The sequence below is a fragment of the Streptomyces triculaminicus genome (assembly GCF_017349075.1).
GTDB lineage: Bacteria > Actinomycetota > Actinomycetes > Streptomycetales > Streptomycetaceae > Streptomyces > Streptomyces triculaminicus.
Map to the genome: position 1 here is coordinate 227,258 of NZ_JAFMOF010000001.1, position 19,092 is coordinate 246,349.

The 19,092-nt window shown below is 73.4% G+C and carries 16 protein-coding genes and 1 pseudogene; 13 read left to right on the forward strand and 4 right to left on the reverse strand.

Annotated features, from left to right (window positions below; translation table 11 throughout):
* Positions 1–125 precede the first annotated feature (125 nt).
* From J1792_RS01145 to J1792_RS01175, 7 genes are all read left to right on the forward strand, one after another.
* The gene (locus tag J1792_RS01145) at positions 126–1,379 is read left to right on the forward strand and encodes a 6-phospho-beta-glucosidase (protein ID WP_207246475.1); all 1,254 of its coding nucleotides are present in this window, start codon (positions 126–128) and stop codon (positions 1,377–1,379) included.
* The gene (locus J1792_RS01150) at positions 1,370–2,356 is read left to right on the forward strand and encodes an N-acetylglucosamine kinase (RefSeq protein WP_207246477.1); all 987 of its coding nucleotides are present in this window, start codon (positions 1,370–1,372) and stop codon (positions 2,354–2,356) included. The genes J1792_RS01145 and J1792_RS01150 overlap by 10 nt, the downstream gene beginning before the upstream one ends.
* A gap of 430 nt (positions 2,357–2,786) precedes the next feature.
* Complete coding sequence (melC1, locus tag J1792_RS01155; protein WP_086574632.1) at positions 2,787–3,191, forward strand: apotyrosinase chaperone MelC1; 405 nt, start codon at positions 2,787–2,789, stop codon at positions 3,189–3,191.
* 50 nt (positions 3,192–3,241) lie between these two features.
* Positions 3,242–4,063 carry a tyrosinase MelC2 gene (gene melC2 / locus J1792_RS01160; RefSeq protein ID WP_086574633.1) on the forward strand — a complete coding sequence of 274 codons (822 nt, stop codon included), beginning with the start codon at positions 3,242–3,244 and terminating at the stop codon, positions 4,061–4,063.
* Positions 4,064–4,381: 318 nt separating this feature from the next.
* A complete protein-coding gene (locus tag J1792_RS01165) occupies positions 4,382–5,764 on the forward strand; it encodes a GlnX family signal transduction membrane protein (RefSeq protein WP_086574635.1) in 1,383 nt (460 codons plus the stop codon).
* Between the two features lie 17 nt (positions 5,765–5,781).
* Positions 5,782–6,744 (forward strand): glutamate ABC transporter substrate-binding protein, encoded by a 963-nt coding sequence (locus J1792_RS01170; protein WP_086574637.1) that lies wholly within the window; start codon positions 5,782–5,784, stop codon positions 6,742–6,744.
* Positions 6,745–6,898: 154 nt separating this feature from the next.
* Positions 6,899–8,221 (forward strand): coiled-coil domain-containing protein, encoded by a 1,323-nt coding sequence (locus J1792_RS01175; protein WP_086574639.1) that lies wholly within the window; start codon positions 6,899–6,901, stop codon positions 8,219–8,221.
* A gap of 37 nt (positions 8,222–8,258) precedes the next feature.
* Here the strand turns inward: J1792_RS01175 and J1792_RS36075 are convergent, their stop codons facing one another.
* Complete coding sequence (locus J1792_RS36075) at positions 8,259–8,690, reverse strand: hypothetical protein (RefSeq protein ID WP_425444548.1); 432 nt, start codon at positions 8,688–8,690, stop codon at positions 8,259–8,261.
* Position 8,691: 1 nt separating this feature from the next.
* Between J1792_RS36075 and J1792_RS36150 the strand changes: the two are divergent.
* From J1792_RS36150 to J1792_RS01200, 6 genes and pseudogenes are all read left to right on the forward strand, one after another.
* Positions 8,692–8,820: pseudogene (locus J1792_RS36150) on the forward strand (serine/threonine protein kinase); the annotation flags it as partial.
* Between the two features lie 75 nt (positions 8,821–8,895).
* Positions 8,896–10,827, forward strand: coding sequence for a serine/threonine protein kinase (locus J1792_RS01180; RefSeq protein WP_505391852.1), 1,932 nt, complete (start codon positions 8,896–8,898; stop codon positions 10,825–10,827).
* Between the two features lie 3 nt (positions 10,828–10,830).
* A complete protein-coding gene (locus J1792_RS01185) occupies positions 10,831–11,991 on the forward strand; it encodes a protein phosphatase 2C domain-containing protein (protein ID WP_086574643.1) in 1,161 nt (386 codons plus the stop codon).
* Positions 11,992–12,105: 114 nt separating this feature from the next.
* Entirely contained in the window at positions 12,106–13,464 is a 1,359-nt protein-coding gene (locus J1792_RS01190; protein ID WP_086574645.1) for a vWA domain-containing protein, read from the forward strand.
* 19 nt (positions 13,465–13,483) lie between these two features.
* Positions 13,484–14,467, forward strand: a complete 984-nt coding sequence (locus tag J1792_RS01195; protein WP_207246479.1) for an FHA domain-containing protein — start codon at positions 13,484–13,486, stop codon at positions 14,465–14,467.
* 68 nt (positions 14,468–14,535) lie between these two features.
* Positions 14,536–14,940 carry a globin gene (locus tag J1792_RS01200; protein ID WP_086573620.1) on the forward strand — a complete coding sequence of 135 codons (405 nt, stop codon included), beginning with the start codon at positions 14,536–14,538 and terminating at the stop codon, positions 14,938–14,940.
* A gap of 56 nt (positions 14,941–14,996) precedes the next feature.
* On the opposite strand, the gene J1792_RS01205 is transcribed toward J1792_RS01200, so the two are convergent.
* The 3 genes from J1792_RS01205 to J1792_RS01215 all read right to left on the reverse strand — a co-directional run bounded on the left by J1792_RS01205 (position 14,997) and on the right by J1792_RS01215 (position 19,032).
* Positions 14,997–15,755: a DUF8010 domain-containing protein gene (locus tag J1792_RS01205; protein WP_086573619.1), complete on the reverse strand. Its 759-nt coding sequence runs from the start codon at positions 15,753–15,755 to the stop codon at positions 14,997–14,999.
* Positions 15,755–17,419 carry an energy-dependent translational throttle protein EttA gene (gene ettA, locus J1792_RS01210; protein ID WP_086573617.1) on the reverse strand — a complete coding sequence of 555 codons (1,665 nt, stop codon included), beginning with the start codon at positions 17,417–17,419 and terminating at the stop codon, positions 15,755–15,757. Before ettA ends, J1792_RS01205 begins: the two co-directional genes overlap by 1 nt.
* Positions 17,420–17,595: 176 nt before the next feature.
* Positions 17,596–19,032: a Cys-Gln thioester bond-forming surface protein gene (locus J1792_RS01215; protein WP_207246482.1), complete on the reverse strand. Its 1,437-nt coding sequence runs from the start codon at positions 19,030–19,032 to the stop codon at positions 17,596–17,598.
* Positions 19,033–19,092 lie beyond the last annotated feature (60 nt).

A 19,092-nucleotide genomic window follows, 5' to 3' on the forward strand; every position in this document is an offset into this window, starting at 1 on the left:
CCCAGCGCAGTCCTCCGTCCAGTACCGCCGTACGCCCATCGCGTCACTTCCCCGCATCCTCGGCCCGAAGGAAGTACCGCCATGCCACGCTTCGTCGAAGGCGTCACACCGACAGGAGTCAAGGGTTGAAGCTCGCAGTGGTGGGGGGCGGCTCCACCTACACCCCCGAACTCGTCGACGGCATCGCCCGGTTGCGCGCCACGCTGCCGGTGACGGAGCTGGTGCTCGTCGACCCGGACACCGGGCGCCTGGAGCCGGTGGGCGCGCTGGCCCGGCGGATCCTCGCCCGGCAGGACCACCCGGCCCGCGTCTCCTGGACCGCCGACCTGGACGCGGCCGCCGACGGCGCCGACGCCGTGCTGCTGCAGCTGCGCGTGGGCGGCCAGGCGGCCCGCCACCAGGACGAGACCTGGCCCCTGGAGTGCGGCTGCGTCGGGCAGGAGACCACGGGCGCGGGCGGCCTGGCGAAGGCGCTGCGCACCGTCCCCGTCGTGCTGGACATCGCCGAGCGGGTGCGCCGCCGCAACCCCGCCGCCTGGATCGTCGACTTCACCAACCCCGTCGGGATCGTCACCCGCGCCCTGCTGACGGCCGGGCACCGCGCGGTCGGGCTGTGCAACGTGGCCATCGGCTTCCAGCGGAAGTTCGCGGCCCTGCTCGGCGTGGATCCCCGGGAGGTGACGCTGGGGCACGTGGGCCTGAACCACCTCACCTGGGAGCGGTCCGTGCGCGTGGACGGCCGGGACGTCCTGCCCCGGCTGCTGGCCGAGCACGGCGAGGCCATCGCGGCCGACCTGCGCATGCCGCGCGAGCTGCTGGACCGGCTGGGGGTCGTGCCCTCCTACTACCTGCGCTACTTCTACCGGCACGACGCCGTCGTCGAGGAGCTGCGGACCCGGCCCTCGCGGGCGGCCGAAGTGGCGGACATGGAACGGGAACTGCTGGCGATGTACCGCGATCCGGCGCTGGACGAGAAGCCGGCGCTGCTGGCGAAGCGGGGCGGCGCCTTCTACTCGGAGGCGGCGGTCGCGCTGACATCCTCGCTACTGTCGGGCACCGGCGACGTCCAGGTGGTCAACACGCTCAACAACGGCACCCTGCCCTTCCTGCCCGACGACGCGGTCGTCGAGGTACCGGCGGCCGTGGACGGGCAGGGCGCGCGCCCGCTGCCCGTACGACCGCTGGAGCCGCTGTTCGCGGGGCTGGTCGCGGGGGTGACGGCATACGAGCACCTGGCGCTGGAGGCGGCGCTCAAGGGCGGCCGGGACCGGGTGTTCCGGGCCCTGCTGGCCCATCCGCTCGTCGGCCAGAGCGACTCCGCGGACCGGCTGACCGACGCCCTCCTCGCCCACAACCGGGAGCACCTCGCGTGGGCGTGAGCGGTGCGCTGCTCGCCGTCGACGCGGGCAACAGCAAGACCGACGTGGTGCTGGTGGACGCCGACGGCACGGTGCTCGGCGCGGCGCGCGGCGCCGGCTTCCAGCCGGTGACGGAGGGCGCCGCACGGGCGGTGGCCGGCCTGGCGGCCGTGGTCGCACGGGCGGTCGAGCGGGCCGGGCCCCGTGCCCCGAGCCGGGTGGCCCATGTCCAGGCGTGCCTGGCCAACGCCGACCTGCCGGTGGAGGAGGAGCGGCTGGCCGCGGAGATCGCGGCGTACGGGTGGGGTCGTACGGTCACGGTCGCCAACGACACCTTCGCCCTGCTGCGCGCGGGGCTGCCGGACGCGGGCGAGCGGGCGGGGGTGGCCGTCGTGTGCGGGGCGGGCATCAACTGCTCGGGGATCGCGCCGGGCGGGCGGACCGCGCGCTTCCTGGCGGTCGGGCGGATCTCCGGCGACTGGGGCGGCGGCGGGGTCCTGGCGGAGGAGGCGCTGTGGTGGGCGGCGCGGGCGGCGGACGGCCGCGGCGAGGCCACCGCGCTCAGCGAGGCCCTGCCCGCCCACTTCGGGCTGGCCGGAGTGCCGGAGCTCGTCGAGGCCCTGCACCTGGGGCACATCGACTGGGAGCGGCGGCACGAACTGGCGCCCGTCCTCTTCGCGGTGGCCTCGGCCGGGGACGCGATCGCCCGGTCGCTGGTGGTCCGGCAGGCCGACGAGGTCGTCGCCATGGCGGTGAGCGCGCTGCGCCGGCTGGACCTGCTGGACGCCGAGGTTCCGGTGGTGCTGGGCGGCGGCGTGCTCGCGGCGCGCCACCCGCTGCTCCACGAGCGGGTCGTCGCGCGGCTGGCCGCGCGGGCGCCCCGGGCCGTGCCGGGCGTGGTCACCGCGCCGCCCGTGCTGGGCGCGGCGCTGCTGGCCCTCGACGGCGCCGGGGCGCCGGCCGCGGCGTACGGCAGGCTGCGCGCCCACTACGGCTAGGACGCCCCTTGTGCCGCGGCCCGCGTGTGCCGTGGGATCCGGCGTAGCGATCCGCCTCAGCGTGGCCGGATTCCATGGTGTGCGGTCTGTTCACGTCATCTTCACATCGTGAGAGACGTCACCGAGAGGCCCGGGTGACCGCAAATCCTCCATCAATGACCCGTCCTGTTCACCGAACTTACTGACAATCACGTCAGCAACGGGACGCCTCAGAAATTTCTCTTCTGACATTGGTTGACCATTCATGTACCCCAATGTCCGTATTCAGAGCAACCGTTTCTCCCCCTCTCCGGCCGCATGCAAGCATCCGGGCACGCACGGATTGATCACGAAATACGACCAACAGCCCCCGAAATCACCCCAAAACGGTACTCGGCGGCCTCGTGGCAACCCCTGCTCCCGACCATCCGCATCCCGAGGGGGGACACCCATGTCCAAGACCGTCACCCGCCGCTTCGTCCTCCGGGGCACGGCCGTCGCCGTGGCCGGCGCCGCACTGGCCGGCGTGGCCGGCATCGCGACCGCCGAGACCGGCGCGAAGCCCATGGACCACTCCGGCCACGGCGACCACGCCGGTCACGGCCCGCAGGCGTTCGACGAGACGTACAAGGGCCGCCGCATCGTCGGCGCCCCCGCCACCGGTGGCCACCAGGCCCACCACGGCGGCTTCGCCGTGACCATCGACGGCAAGGAACTGCACGTCATGCAGAACGCCGACGGCACCTGGATCAGCGTCGTCAACCACTACCAGACCTTCGCCGACCCGCTGGCGCTGACCCGCGCCGCCGTCGACAAGCTCCAGGGCGCCGTGCTCGTCCCGATCGCCACCGCCTGATTCCGGCCGCTGCCGGCCACCCCGCCCCGACCCGAGAGGACACGATCCCCATGGCAGTACGCAAGAACCAGGCGACCCTGACCGCCACCGAGAAGCGCAACTTCGTCAACGCCGTGCTGGCGCTGAAGAAGAACGGTCGCTACGACGAATTCGTGCGCACGCACAACGAGTTCATCATGAGCGACTCCGACTCCGGCGACCGCGTCGGCCACCGCTCGCCGTCGTTCCTGCCCTGGCACCGCCGCTTCCTCCTCCAGTTCGAGCAGGAGCTGCAGAGAATCGATTCTTCGGTGACGCTCCCCTATTGGGACTGGACCGCCGACCGCACCACGACCGCCTCCATATTCGGGGCCGACTTCCTCGGCGGCACCGGCCGCAGCCGTGACTCCCAGGTCACCACCGGCCCGTTCGCCTACTCCACCGGCCAGTGGAACATCAACGTCTCGGTGGACAGCCGGCCCTTCCTCCAGCGCGAGCTGGGCGCGGGCGTCCGGGCGCTGCCCACCCGCGCCGAGGTGGACTCCGTGCTCGCCATGGCCACCTACGACATGGCCCCCTGGAACAGCTCCTCCAACGGCTTCCGCAACAACCTCGAGGGCTGGCGCGGCGTCAACCTCCACAACCGCGTCCATGTATGGATCGGCGGCCAGATGGCCTCCGGCGTCTCGCCCAACGACCCCGTCTTCTGGCTGCACCACTGCTTCATCGACAAGCTGTGGGCCGACTGGCAGCGTCTGCACCCCACCTCGACGTACCTTCCGGCCGCCGGCACGGCCAATGTCGTGGACCTCAACGACACCATGCGCCCCTGGAACAACGTCACCCCGGCCGACATGCTGGACCACACGAAGTTCTACACGTACGACAGCTGAGATTCCCTCTCGTACGGCCGCCCGTGGGGGCGGCGGGCCCCGGCCCGCCGCCCCCACGGCATTTCTCCGGGACTGTCCGGCCGCGCCCCCTTGGTCCACTCGGTCCACTCGTACGGGAACCGAACAGCCACCCCACGCGTGGACACAGGAGAAGGCCGACACGGACACACCGGGGAATCCGGGGAATATCCCGGTCCGCACAAGATCGATGCATGACCGGTGTGTTTGTCAGTCCCTGCGGCCATACTGCTGGCCGGGCATCCGTCCCTCGCGGCTCTCGGAGCGACGGACGCCGCCGGCGACCAAGGGGGAGGTCACGTGTCACAACCGCAGCCGGATCCGGGCACCCGGCGCACAGCGTGGCGCGAGGGTCTGGACCGTCTGAAGGCCTCGGCCACCACGGAGCCCGGCAGACTGCGCATCATCGGGGCCGTGCTGGCGGCGCTGCTGGTGGCCTTCGGGGCGGTCACCGCCTGGCAGGTCACCGACCGGACCACGGCCTCGGACGCCGTCGTCGACCACAGCCAGCCGCTGAGCGCCGACGCCGCCGACATCTACCGCTCCCTGGCCGACGCCGACACCGCCGCGGCCGGCGGCTTCCTCGCCGGCGGCCAGGAACCGCGCGCGGTCCGCGAGCGGTACGAGAAGGACATCGCGCTCGCCTCCGAGCTGCTGGTCAAGGCGGCCGCCAACACCGAGGGTTCGCACGGCGCGGCGCGCCAGATAGCCCTGCTCAACGCCCAACTTCCCGTCTACACCGGCCTGGTGGAGTCGGCCCGCGCCAACAACCGCCAGGGTCTGCCCCTGGGCGGCGCCTATCTGCGGCACGCCGGCGACCGGATGCGCGACGACCTGCTGCCCGCCGCCCGCGCGCTGTACGAGGCCGAGACCGGACGGCTCGGCTCCGACTACGACGACGCCGAGTCCTGGCCCTGGGTCGCGCTGGCCACCGGCGTGCTGGCCCTGGGCGCGCTCGGCTGGGCCCAGCGCCGCGACTACCACCGCACCAACCGCGTCTTCAACCACGGCCTGCTGGCCGCTACCGCCGCCTGCGCGGTGGTGCTGCTGTGGCTGGTGACCGGGCACGCCCTGGCGCGGTCGGGCCTGACCACCTCCTACGAGCACGGCGCCAAGTCCCTGCGCGTGCTCAACGAGGCCCGCATCGCCTCGCTCCAGGCCCGCGGCGACGAGAGCCTGACCCTCGTGGCGCGCGGCGCCGTGCTCACCCCCGAGGGCGGCGACGCCTACGAGTCGAGCTACCGCTCGGGAATGGGCCGGCTCGTGGGGGCGGACGCCAAGGACACGCCGGCGTCCGGCGCCCCGGCGCCGGACAGCCTGCTGGGCCGGGCGCGGGCGCTGGCCGACGGCGACGGCGGGCGGGAGCCGCTGGTCAAGGCGATCGAGGACGTACGCCAGTGGCAGCAGCGGCACCGCGAGGCCCGCGCCGCCGACGACGGCGGCTACTACGAACGCGCGCTGCCGAAGGTGATCGGCGAGAAGGACAGCACCGGCGAATCGTTCGACCGGGTGGACAGGGAACTGGGCCAGGCGCTGGCCCATGAGCAGGGCGAGTTCCGGTCGGCCGCCGACGACGGCCGCGGGGCGCTGACGGGGCTGGCGGCGGGGGCCGCCGTGCTCGCCGTGCTGGGTGCCGCGGCCGCTGTGCTGGGCATCGGGCGCAGGCTCTCGGAGTACCGGTGACAGGGGGAGGCTGGACCATGAGCGGACGGACCGGCGGGCGGTGGGCGGCGGTCGCCGCCGCGGCCTGTGCGATGGCCGCGGCGCTCGCCGCGCTGCCGCCCGCCGCCCCGCGCGACGCCGGGGGCCGGGCGCCCGCCGCCGCTTCCGTGCGCCAGGTGGCGGTGCGCGCGCCGGCCAAGTGCGCCGACCCGGAGGCGAGCCTGCGGCCCTCCATCGCCGACGGCCCGGCGGTGCAGCGCATCAAGAGCCGCGGCCGGCTCATCGCCGGCGTGGACCAGAACAGCTACCGCTGGGGCTACCGCGACCCCGCCACCCGTGAGCTCAGCGGCTTCGACATCGACCTCGTGCGCGCCGTGGCCAAGGCCGTCCTCGGCGACCCCGACAAGGTCACCTTTCTGGCGATCCCCACCAACCAACGCATACCCGCGCTGGAAAAGGGCAAGGTGGACATCATCGCGCGCACCATGACCATCAACTGCGACCGGATCAAGCAAGTCGCCTTCTCCACGGCCTACTTCGAGGCCGGGCAGCAGGTGCTGGCCCCCAAGGGGTCACCGGTCACGGCGTTCGACGACAGCCTGAAGGGGAAGAAAGTCTGTACGGCCAAGGGATCCACGGGCGAGAGCGAGCTGCGCGCCGAGTCGCACGGCGCCACGGTGCTGACCGTGCCCAACCAGCTCGACTGCCTGGTGCGGCTCCAGCTCGGACAGGTCGACGCGGTGATCACCGACAGCGCGCTGGCCGCCGGACAGGCGGCCCAGGACCCGTCCGTGCGACTCGTCGGCAAACCGTTCACCACCGAGTCCTACGGCGTGGCGATGAACCTGGGCGACCAGGACCTGGTACGCCGGGTCAACGCGGTTCTGGAGGACTACCGCCGGGGCGGCGCCGAGAGCCCGTGGATGGTGGCCTACCGCAAGTGGCTGGCGGCCGACCTCAAGGGGATCACCGCCCCTCCGGAACCGAAGTACAAGGACTGACGCAGGAGAACCGAAGCACGAGAAGCGACGTACACGGACCGACGTACGAGGATTGACCTACAGGGACTGGGGACCGACGACGTACCGGCACGGACGGGGAATCCCGTTCACAGCGTTCGTGCGTGGCGTGGGCCGCGCACAGGAGAGGGGATCGATGGCGGTCGCGGGGCCCACCGGGCCGGCCTTGAGCCGCGAGGAGGTGGACCGTGCGCTGGCGAGACTCGGCGCGGAGCACGAGGCCGTGGAGTCCTCGCTGCTGGCCCTCCAGGACCATGCCGGCCGTCGCCTGCTGGAGGGCGCGGAGCTGGCCGGGGTGACCAAGGACCGGTGGGAGGTCACCGAGGCGCTCATCACGCAGCTGTGGGTGTACTTCGACGCCTATACCGACGCGCTGGAGGCGGCCCGTGAGCTGCGCGCCCGCCGCCGCTGGCCCACCCAGGGCGAGCTGTCGGAGCTGACGGACCTGCTGCGCGGCACCGGGATCACCCTGCCCGCCGGCCCGCCGGCGGCCACGGCCGTGCTGCTGGGAGCCTCCGCCAAGCTCAGCGAACGGCTCAGCCTGCACGAGCTGGTCGACCGGATGAACAGCTGGTACGCCCGCGCCCTGGACGTGGTGGTCGCCGCCGACGCCGTCTGGTCCGCGCTGCCCGCCCGCATCGACCTGCTCGCCGCCGAACTGCAGCGCAGCCGCGCCCTGGCCCACTCCGTGGGCGTGCGCCCCGGCGACCACCCCGCCGGCGACGACCTGGAGCGGATCGCCGCGGAACTGACCGCGCTGCGGTCCGAAGTGATATCCGATCCGCTCGCCTTCTGGACCGGCGCCCCGGCCGGAACCGCGCCCGGCGGGGGCCGCCCCGACACCGGCCGCTACGACCGCGCCGCCCTCGCCCTGGAGGACGTACGCCGCGAGATCGAGGCCGTGCTCGACGTCCGCCAGGACGCCGAGCAGCGGCTGATGCGCGTGCGCGACGTCCTCTCGCGCGCGGACCGCACCCTCGGCGAGGCCCGGCAGGCCCGCGTCGAGGTCCTGTCGAAGATCGCCGCGTCCGAGGTGCCCGCCGTCTCCGGGCCGCCGACCGCGCTCTACGAGCAGCTGGCGATGGCCTCCGAGCACCGTAAGGCCGCCCGGTGGCACCGCCTGTCCCCGCTGCTGGAGAGCCTGGAGCAGCGCGCCGAGGAGGAGCTGCTGCGCGCCCGCGAGTCGCTGACGGCGGTGACCGCCCCGCTGGCCGTACGGGCCGAGCTGCGTGGCCGGCTGGACGCGTACCGCGCCAAGGCGGCCCGGCTGGGGCTGGCGGAGGACCACTTCGTCCTCGAGCGGTACGACGTGGCGCGCCGCATGCTGTGGAGCGCGCCGTGCGATCTGGTGGCCGCCGAGGGCGCCGTGCTGCGCTTCCAGCGGGCCGTGGCGGAGGCGGCGGCCCCGCCCGCCCGTTCGGCCGTTCCCGGGGCCGCCGAGGGCAGGGGGGAATCATGACGGGCACCAGCTGCCAGCGGCCGGACTGCGGCGGCCTCTACGAGGACGTCGGCGGCGGCGAGCTGTACTGCGGCGAGTGCGGGCTGGCACCGGTGGTCTCGCCCGGCGGGCAGATCTCCTCGCCTCCCACGGGGGTCACCCGGGCGGGCGGACGGGGCAGTTCCGCGCAGGGGAGCGAGGGGAGCGCGGGGAGCGGCGGGAGCGCTGGAAGCGCGCCCTCCGCCGGGTCGTCGTCGGGGGCGTCGGGTTCATCGGGGTCGTCCGGATCGTCGGGGTCATCACGCGGGTCCTCCCGGTCGTCCTCGCGGTCCGCCTCCTCGCGCCGGTCGGTGCCCGGCCGGCTCTCCCGTTCCCTGTCCGCGGGCTCCGGACGGACGGAGGCCGGCGGGCCCCCCTCGGTCTCGGTGCGCAGCCGGCAGACGGGAGGCTCCGGCCCCGGGCGCAACCGGCTGGGCGCCGGCCTGGTCACGATGCCGGGCCTGCCGCGCCCCGACCCCCGCGCCGCGGTGCTCGAGCGGCCGGAGGTGCCCGAGCGCAAGCGGTTCTGCAGCAGGGGCGACTGCGGCGTCCCCGTGGGGCGCTCGCGCGCCGGGCGCCCGGGGCGCACGGAGGGCTTCTGCACCAAGTGCGGCCACCCCTACTCCTTCGTACCCAAGCTGCACCCGGGCGACGTGGTGCGCGGCCAGTACGAGGTCGCCGGATGTCTGGCGCACGGCGGGCTGGGGTGGATCTACCTGGCCATCGACCGCGCGGTCTCCGACCGGTGGGTGGTCCTCAAGGGCCTGCTCGACACCGGCGACGAGGACGCGCTGGCCGCGGCCGTCTCCGAGCGGCGCTTCCTCGCGGAGATCGAGCACTCCAACATCGTCCGCATCTACAACTTCGTCGAGCACCTCGACCAGCGCACCGGCAGCCTCGACGGCTACATCGTCATGGAGTACGTCGGCGGCAAGTCCCTCAAGGAGATCGCCAACGAGCGGCGCCGGCCCGACGGCCGGCGCGACCCGCTGCCGGTGGAGCAGGCCTGCGCGTACGGCATCGAGGCGCTGGAGGCGCTGGCCCACCTGCACAGCCGCAACCTCCTCTACTGCGACTTCAAGGTCGACAACGCCATCCAGCAGCAGGACCGGCTCAAGCTGATCGACATGGGCGCGGTCCGGCGGATGGACGACCACGACAGCCCCATCTACGGCACGGTCGGCTACCAGGCCCCGGAGGTCGCCGAGCTGGGCCCGTCGGTGGCCTCCGACCTCTACACCGTGGCGCGCACCCTCGCCGTGCTCACCTTCGACTTCCAGGGCTACACCACCGTCTTCGCCGACGGCCTGCCCGACCCGGAGAACATCGACGTCCTCACCCGCTACGAGTCCTTCTACCGGCTGCTCGTGCGGGCCACCGACCCGGACCCGGCGCGCCGGTTCTCCTCCGCCGACGAGATGGCCGAGCAGCTGACGGGCGTCCTGCGGGAGATCGTGGCGCTGCAGACGGGCACGCCCCGGCCGGCGGTGTCCACGCTGTTCGGGCCGGAGCCTCGGGTGGTGGACACCCGCCTGTTCGCGCCTTGGACCGGGGAGGTCTCGCTGCTCGGCGAGCGGCCGACGGGCCGGCGGGCCCCCGGCCCGGCCGTGATCCCCGCGCAGGGCGCCGGGCCCTCGGTGCCCGCCGTCGAGCCGCTGGACGCCCGGGCCACCGCCCTCGCCCTGCCGCCGCCCCTCGTCGACGGCTCCGACCCCAACGCCGGCTTCCTGGCCGGCCTGCTCGCCTCCCAGCCCGCCGAGCTGTACGCCGCGCTGCGGGCGGCGCCCGCGGACTCTCCGGAGCTGCGGCTGCGCCGGGTACGGGCCCAGCTGGAACTCGGCGAGGACGGCCCGGCGGGAGCGGCCCTGGACGCCCTGGAGGCCGCCCACCCCGAGGACTGGCGCACCGTCTGGCACCGCGGCGTGCACTCTCTGGTGGTCGGCGCCCACGGGACGGCGGCGCTCTCCTTCGACGCCGTCTACGACGCCTTCCCCGGCGAGCCGGCCCCGAAGCTGGCGCTGGGGGTGTGCGCGGAGCTCCTCGGCCAGCTCGACAACGCCGCCGAGTACTACCGTCTGGTGTGGGCGACCGACCCGGGCTTCGTGGGCGCCGCCTTCGCGCTGGCCCGGGTGCGGCTGGCCGCCGGTGACCGGGCCGGGGCGGTCGCCGCCCTGGAGTCCGTGCCGGAGGCCTCCATCCACTACACGGCGGCGCGCGTCGCGGCGGTCCGGGCGCGGCTGCGGCAGCGCTCCGCGCGGGACGCGCTGCTGGCGGACCTCGGCGCGGCCGCCGGGCAGGTGGAGCGGCTGGCGGACTTCGGCCTGGACGCGGTGCGGCGCGAGCAGCTGTCGTCCGAGGTGCTGGGCGCCGCGCTGGACTGGGTGCTGTCGGGCCGTCAGGGCGCGGCCGCCGGCGGCGGAGCCGCGCCGGGGCCGGCGCGCCTGCTCGGCAGCGGCCTCGACGAGCAGGACCTGCGGTTCGGGCTGGAACGCTCGTACCGCGTGCTCGCCCGCCTGGCCCAGCGCGGTGAGGAACGGATCGAACTGGTGGAGCGGGCCAACCGTTACCGCCCCAGGACATGGGTGTGATCGATGTCGCAACTGCCCCCACAACTGACGGCGTGTCCCGTCTGTCACGAGCCGCTGGAGCCGGCCGACAACTTCTGCGGAGGCTGCGGCGCGGACCTCTCGGCGGTGCCGGCCGCGCCCGGGAGGGCGCGGGCCGACGGGTGGCGGCAGCCTGACACGCCGGTGGTACGAGGGGCGGACGACTACCGCCTCGCCCCGCCGGCCGGTGGGGTGCCCACCCAGCCGGCGCACGGCGCGACCCCCGGCGGAGCCTGTGCGGCCTGCCGGTCGGGCATGATCGACAAAGACGGGTACTGCGAACACTGCGGGCATGCACAACCGCGCGAACGGGATCACATGGAGCACGAGTCGGCAGGCGTCGCGGCGGTCACCGACCGCGGCCTGCGCCACCACCGCAACGAGGACGCGTACGCCGTGTCCACCACCGACCTGGCCGGCGGCCGGACCGTCGTCGCGGTCGTCAGCGACGGCGTGTCGTCCGCCTCGCGGCCCGACGAGGCGTCGGCCGCCGCCTGCGCCGCGGCGCACGCCGCCCTGGTCGAGGACCTGGAGCGGGGCGCGCCCCCCAGGGAGGCCACCCACCGGGCGATCGTCCTGGCCGCCGAGGCCGTCGCCGGCCTGGCGGCCGCCCCCGCCCCCCGGCCGCGCGAACACGAGCACTACCGCCAGGAGAACGCCCCCGCCTGCACCATCGTCAGCGCCATCGTCACCGGCGACCTGCTGACGGTCGGCTGGGTCGGCGACAGCCGCGCCTACTGGGTGCCCGACGACCGCGCCACCCAGCCCGCCCGGCTGACCGAGGACGACTCCTGGGCGGCCCAGATGGTGGCCGCCGGGCTGATGTCGGAGGCCGAGGCGTACGCGGACGAGCGCGCCCACGCGATCACCGGCTGGCTGGGCGCGGACGCCTACGAGGTCGAGCCGCACACCGCCTCGTACCACCCCGACCGGCCGGGCGTGGTGATCGTCTGCACCGACGGCCTGTGGAACTACGCGGAGTCCGCCGAGCACATGGCGGCCGTCGTGCCGCCCGACGCCCGCACCCGGCCGCTGGAGTGCGCACGCCGTCTGCTGACGCACGCCCTGGACGGAGGGGGCCACGACAACGTAACAGTGGCCGTACTGCCGTTCCCGGCCCCGCGCGAGGGGGCAGGATCGGCCTGACGGCCTTGAGTGACCACGGGGGGATCGATACGCGGCGCCGTGCCCGGCGCCGCGCGGCTGTCCGCCCCGCCGCACGCCCCATGTGACCACGTGGAGTACGAAGGAGCGGATGAGATGGCCAGTATGTCCCCACCGAGCGTGCCGCGGTTCTCGGTCGAGGTGTACCAGAACGTCAACCTCCCCGAGGGCGGCCGCGAGGTCAACGCGATCGTCACGGTCACCGCCGCCGGCGGCCCCGGCGAGCCGTCGCTCCCCTCCGGCTCCCTGTCCCCCGGCTCCTTCTCGCCCGGCGGCCACGCCCCCGACGCGGCGGTCGTGGTCATGGTCGACTGCTCGGGCTCGATGGACTACCCGCCCGCCAAGATGCGCAACGCCCGCGACGCCACGGCCGCCGCCATCGACGCGCTGCGCGACGGCGTCGCCTTCGCCGTCGTCGCCGGCACCCACCAGGCGCGCGAGGTCTACCCCGGCGGCGGGCGGCTGGCGGTGGCCGACGCCACCACCCGCGGCCAGGCCAAGGAGGCCCTGCGTAAGCTCGGCCCGGGCGGCGGTACGGCCATCGGCACCTGGCTGCGCCTGGCCGACCGGCTGCTCTCCTCCTCCGACGCCTCCATACGCCACGGCATCCTGCTCACCGACGGGCGCAACGAGCACGAGGAGCCGGAGGCGCTGCGGGCGTCGCTGGACGCGTGCGCGGGCCGGTTCACCTGCGACGCGCGCGGCGTGGGCACCGACTGGGAGGTCAAGGAGGTCACGGGCATAGCCTCCGCCCTGCTGGGCAGCGCCGACATCGTCGCCGACCCGGCCGCCCTGGCCGCGGACTTCACGTCGATGATGGAGACCGTCATGGGCAAGGAGGTCGGCGACGTCTCGCTGCGGCTGTGGACCCCGCAGGGCGCCGAGGTGCTCTTCGTCAAGCAGATGGCGCCCACCGTCGAGGAACTGACGGACCGCCGGTCCGCGGCCGGTCCGCGCGCGAGCGACTACCCCACCGGCTCCTGGGGCGACGAGTCGCGGGACTACCACGTGTGCGTGCGGGTGCCGAGCGCCCACGTGGGCCAGGAGATGCTCGCCGCCCGGGTCTCGCTGGTGCTGCCCACCCCGGACGGCGCCTCGCCGCACGTCCTCGCGCAGGGGCTGGTGCGGGCGGTGTGGACGGACGACCTGGCCGCGTCCACGTCCATCAACCCGCAGGTCGCGCACTACACGGGCCAGGCCGAACTGGCCCAGGCCATCCAGCAGGGGCTGGACCTGCGCAAGTCCGGGGACGTCGACGGGGCGACGGCGAAGCTCGGCCGCGCGGTGCAGCTGGCCAGCCGCTCGGGCCATGAGGACACCGCGAAACTGCTCGCCAAGGTGGTGGACGTCGTGGACGCGGCGAACGGTACTGTGCGGCTGAAGACGAAGGTCTCGGAGGAAGCGGAGATGACGCTCGAGACGCGCTCCACCAAGACCGTTCGCGTCAAGAAGTGACGAGGGGGAATCCACCGCCATGCCGACCTGCCCGAACGGCCATCAGTCGGGTGCCGAAGACTGGTGCGAGGTGTGCGGCCACCGGATGCCGGAGGCCGGCGCGCCCGCGCCTGTCGTGCCTCCGCCGCCGTCCTCCCCGCCGCCCGGCACGGGCGGCTACGGCTTCCCGGCCGCCGGCGGCGACGTCACCGTCCAGGCGGAGCTGTGCCCCCAGTGCCGTACGCCCCGGGAGGCGCAGGCGCCGTTCTGCGAGGAGTGCCGCTACAACTTCGCGACCCGGACGGCGAACCCCTACGCCCAGCCGCCCCAGCCCGTCCAGGGCTTCCAGTCGGCGCCGCCGCCCCCGCCGCAGCACGCCCAGCCGCCGCAGAGCTTCGACTACCACGGCTCCCGCCCGTCGCGCGTGAACCGCCCGGCCGAGCCGCTGGTCCCGCACGAGCAGCCGCAGGTCTTCGGCGAGGACGACTGGGTGCTGCCCCCGCCCGTCCCGGGCCAGGCCGCCGCCCCCTCCCCGTACTCCTACGAGCACCAGGGCGAGCGCGGCCCGGCCGAGGGCGCCCCGCGGCCCGTACCGCCGCCCGGGGTGCCCGCGCAGGGCGGCGTCTGGGTCGCGGTCATCACGCCCGACCGGGAGTACTTCCTGTCGATGATGAACCGCAGCGGCCCGGAGGCGTCGGGGCTGAACCTGCCCGCCTACTCCCCCGAGCTGCGCTTCCCGCTCGGCGGCCACCAGGTCACCATCGGCCGCCGCCGGCACAGCACGGGCGAGTCCCCGGACATCGACCTGTCCCGCCCGCCGGAGGACCCCGGCGTCTCGCACCAGCACGCCATGCTGGTGCAGCAGCCGGACGGCGGCTGGGCGGTCGTCGACCAGGACTCCACCAACGGCACCACGGTCAACGGTTCCGAGGACCCGATCCAGCCCTATGTGCCCGTTCCGCTCCAGGACGGCGACCGGGTGCACGTGGGGGCGTGGACGACGATCACGGTCCGGCGGGGCTGAGGGGCCGGGAGCGGCGGGAGAGTCCTAAGCCGCCGGTCCTCCGCCGGGTGGTCTGAGACCATGGAGGGGTGAATGAGATTCCGCGCGGCACGCTTCAGGAGCAGACCTTCTACGAGCAGGTCGGCGGCGAGGAGACCTTCCGGCGCCTGGTCCACCGCTTCTACCAGGGTGTGGCCGGCGATCCCCTGCTGCGGCCGATGTACCCGGAGGAGGACCTCGGCCCGGCCGAGGAGCGCCTGGTGCTCTTCCTGATGCAGTACTGGGGCGGCCCGCGCACCTACAGCGAGAACCGCGGCCACCCCCGGCTGCGGATGCGGCACGCGCCGTTCACGGTGGACCGCGCCGCGCACGACGCCTGGCTGCGGCACATGCGGGACGCGGTGGACGAGCTCGGGCTCGCGCCCGAGCTGGAGCGGCAGCTGTGGGGCTATATGACCTACGCCGCCGCCTCCATGGTCAACACCCAGGGCTGAACCGCCCCGGGCGTCCGTGACTCCGTGAGTCCGTGACCTTTGTGTCGTCCGTGCCGTCAGGCGGGGGTGACCGTCAGGTCCCGCAGGCCGCTCGTCCGCACGGCCACCGAGCCGTAGGGGGTGCGCAGCCGCAGCCAGCCGCGTGCGGCGAAGAGGGCCAGCGGCTCCGGCGCCAGGGCCGTCGCGCCCGCGGCGCGGACGGCGGCACCGGCCGCGACGCTCGCCACGGCCTGGTGCGACTCCCGCTCCCGCGCCCCCGCAGGACGCAGGAAGCCCAGCGACTGGGCGGCGTGCACGGCACGCAGAGGCAGCCCGGTGTCGCCCAGGGTGCGCGACCAGATCTCCCGGCCGATGCGCTCGCGCTCGGCACGGGTGCGGTGCTGCTCGGGCAGCGCCTCGTCCCGGGCCCGGAACTCCGCGACGGCGGCCGCGACCGCGCCCCGTACATCCTGGGCACCGGGGAAGGGCTCGACGCGCCGCCAGCCGCCGCGCGGCGGCAGGACGCCGGCCCAGGGCGGGCCGGTGACGGCCTCGGGCACCACGGCCTCCAGGCCGCCGTCGGCAGCCGGGTCGCCGTTGTCGAGCGCGTCCGCGAGCTGTCCGGCCGAGACGGTCACGTCCAGGGTGACGTCGGTGGCCAGGCGGGCCGTGCGGATCGCGAGGACCTCGAAGGACGGCGGGCGGCCGAAGACGCCGAGCACGCCGCCGCCGGCCTGCAGCCGGACGGCGGCGGCCCGGTCGTAGTGGATCAGCCGGGCCAGGAAGGCGGCCAGGTCGGCCGCCTCCCCGGCGTCGGCGAAGCACAGCCGGTGCATCAGCCCCGCGTCAGCTTCTTGTAGGTGGCACGGTGCGGACGGGCGGCGTCCGCGCCGAGGCGCTCGATCTTGTTCTTCTCGTAGGACTCGAAGTTGCCCTCGAACCAGAACCACTTGGACTCGCCCTCGTAGGCCAGGATGTGCGTGGCCACTCGGTCCAGGAACCAACGGTCGTGGGAGACGACCACCGCGGCGCCGGGGAAGTCCAGCAGCGCGTTCTCGAGCGAGGACAGGGTCTCGACGTCGAGGTCGTTGGTCGGCTCGTCGAGGAGCAGCAGGTTGCCGCCCTGCTTGAGGGTGAGCGCGAGGTTGAGGCGGTTGCGCTCACCGCCGGAGAGCACGCCGGCCGGCTTCTGCTGGTCCGGGCCCTTGAAGCCGAACGCGGAGACGTAGGCGCGGGACGGCATCTCGACCTGGCCGACGTTGATGTAGTCCAGCTCGTCGGAGACGACGGCCCACAGCGTCTTCTTCGGGTCGATGTTGGCGCGGCTCTGGTCGACGTACGAGATCTTGACGGTCTCGCCGACCTTGATGGAGCCGGAGTCCGGCTTCTCCAGGCCCTGGATCATCTTGAAGAGCGTGGTCTTGCCGGCGCCGTTCGGGCCGATCACGCCGACGATGCCGTTGCGCGGCAGGGTGAAGGACAGGTCGTCGATGAGGACCTTGTCGCCGAACGCCTTGGAGAGGTTGTTGACCTCGACGACGACGGAGCCCAGGCGCGGGCCCGGCGGGATCTGGATCTCCTCGAAGTCCAGCTTCCGCATCTTGTCGGCCTCGGCCGCCATCTCCTCGTAACGGGCCAGACGCGCCTTGGACTTGGCCTGGCGGCCCTTGGCGTTGGAGCGGACCCACTCCAGCTCTTCCTTGAGGCGCTTCGCGCGCTTGGCGTCCTTCTGGCCCTCGACCTTCAGGCGGGAGGCCTTGTTCTCCAGGTAGGTGGAGTAGTTGCCCTCGTAGGGGATCGCGCGGCCGCGGTCGAGCTCGAGGATCCACTCGGCGACGTTGTCGAGGAAGTAGCGGTCGTGGGTGATCGCCACGACGGTGCCCGCGTACTTGGCGAGATGCTGCTCCAGCCAGTTCACCGACTCGGCGTCGAGGTGGTTGGTGGGCTCGTCGAGGAGCAGCAGGTCGGGGGCCTCCAGCAGCAGGCGGCACAGCGCGACGCGGCGCTTCTCACCACCGGAGAGGTTGACCACCGGCCAGTCGGCGGGCGGGCAGCCCAGCGCGTCCATGGCCTGCTCGAGCTGCGCGTCGAGGTCCCAGGCGTTGGAGTGGTCCAGCTCCTCCTGGAGCTTGCCCATCTCGTCGAGCAGCGCGTCGGAGTAGTCGGTCGCCATCAGTTCGGCGATCTCGTTGAACCGGTCGAGCTTGCCCTTGACCTCGGCGACGCCGTCCTGGACGTTCTCGAGCACCGTCTTGGTCTCGTCGAGCTTCGGCTCCTGCATCAGGATGCCGACGCTGAAGCCGGGCGACAGGAACGCGTCGCCGTTCGACGGCTGCTCCAGACCGGCCATGATCTTGAGGACGGTGGACTTACCGGCACCGTTGGGGCCGACCACACCGATCTTCGCACCGGGCAGGAAGCTCAGCGTCACGTCATCAAGGATGACCTTGTCGCCGTGCGCCTTGCGCGTCTTGCGCATGGTGTAGATGTACTCAGCCAAGAGAAACCGTCCGGCATTCGAGAAGGGCCAATGTGCGGCTCCGCCGCAGTGAGGGCAGATACACCCCATCTTGCCGTACGGGAAGCCCTTGGCGGAAACGCGTTGCGGGCGACGTGCCGGTGACCGTGGGATCTCCCCCGGTCACCGGCCGTGCGGCCGCGTCGGCGCGCCGGGCGCTACTCGCCCCCGACCGTCTTCTTGCGGCGCAGGAGGAAGACCGCGCCGCCGCCGACCACGACGAGAGCGATGGCCACGCCCGCTATGACGGGCGTGGCGCTGCTGCTGCCCGTGGTGGCGAGGTCACCGCCGGTGGCCGAGCCGGAGGTGCCGGTGGTGGTGCCGCTGGTGGTCTTGCCCGACGCCGGAGTGGGGGTGGCGGAGGGCGTGGCGGTGCCGCCGGTCGAGCCGCCGGTGCTGCCGGTCTCGGCAGTCTTGCAGTCCAGGATTCCGGAGAACGTTCTGGAGAGGCCGTTCGGCCCGGTGATCGTGAACTTGTACGCCTGGTCCTCGCCGACCTTCACCAGGACGGTCTCGGAGCCGCCGGGTCGCACGGTGTGCTTCCGGTCCTCCAGCTCGAAGGTGAAGGGCTGGTCGCCCTTGTTGTCGGCGGTGATCTCCACACCGCCCTTCTCGCAGTTCTTCTTGGCGCTGAGGGCGGGTATCGCCCCCTTGGTGGCCCAGTTCGCGGTGGCGGCGGCGGAGACGGTGCTCTCGCTGGAGCCGGCCAGGATCATCGTCTGGGTCTTGGTGTGGTTGCCGATGAAGGCGCGGCCGACCGGGACCTTGGTGGCGGCCGTGGCCTTCAGGGTGACGGACCCGTCGGGGGCGCCGGCCGGGACGTCGAAGTAGAGCTCGCCGCCGTTGCCCGTCGAGGTGACCGGCTTGCCGGCCTTGTCGACGACCTTCACGCCCTGGCCCGCGGCGTCACCGGAGGGGGCGACAGTGACGCTGCTCGCGTTGGTGTGGACGGTGACGGGACCGATCTTCTGGCCGGACCGGCCCGAGACGGCGGGCGGGGTGAGCGTCAGGGAGGCCTTGGGCTCCTCGACGTTCTCGGCGCTCTTGTAGAGGTAGTCGGCGAGCTTCTCCGCCGCCGGGTTCTTCGCCTCGACGTCGACGTTGTCGGAGTAGCGCCAGATGGCGACCTGGGTACCGGCGGCCGCGGTGTTCGCGTCGAGCGTGCCGGCGCCGGAGGTCGTAGCGAGCGCGGCGAGGTCGTTGACCTGCGGGTAGGAGTGCTGGAGGATCCAGCGGATCTTGCCCGCGTTCTTGTTGGCGTGCAGGGAGGACTCGTTCCAGCCGGTCTCCTTGTACTTCGCGCCGTCGACCGTGTTGGTGAGGATGTCGATGCAGTACGTCTGGAGCGCGCCCCCGCCCTCGACCTTCATCTCGAACAGGCCGGCCATGACGTTGCCCGTCTTGCGCCGGTCGTGGACGACGGCCCCGCCGCCGGCCGTGATGCGGCCGAGGGTGGCGATCACGCCGCCCTGGTTCTGCGGCGCCTCGTCGGCCGACGCGCCGCCCGCCGTGGCGACGGTGCCGCCCGCCGCCAGACCCGTCGTCAGAATCACCGCGGCAAGGCGGGTCACGCCCCGCCTCTTTACAGAGTTCATGGATTTCCTTTCGGGTGGGCGCCTCGCGCGAAGGCCGGTGCGGACCTTCGGGGGCGCGCC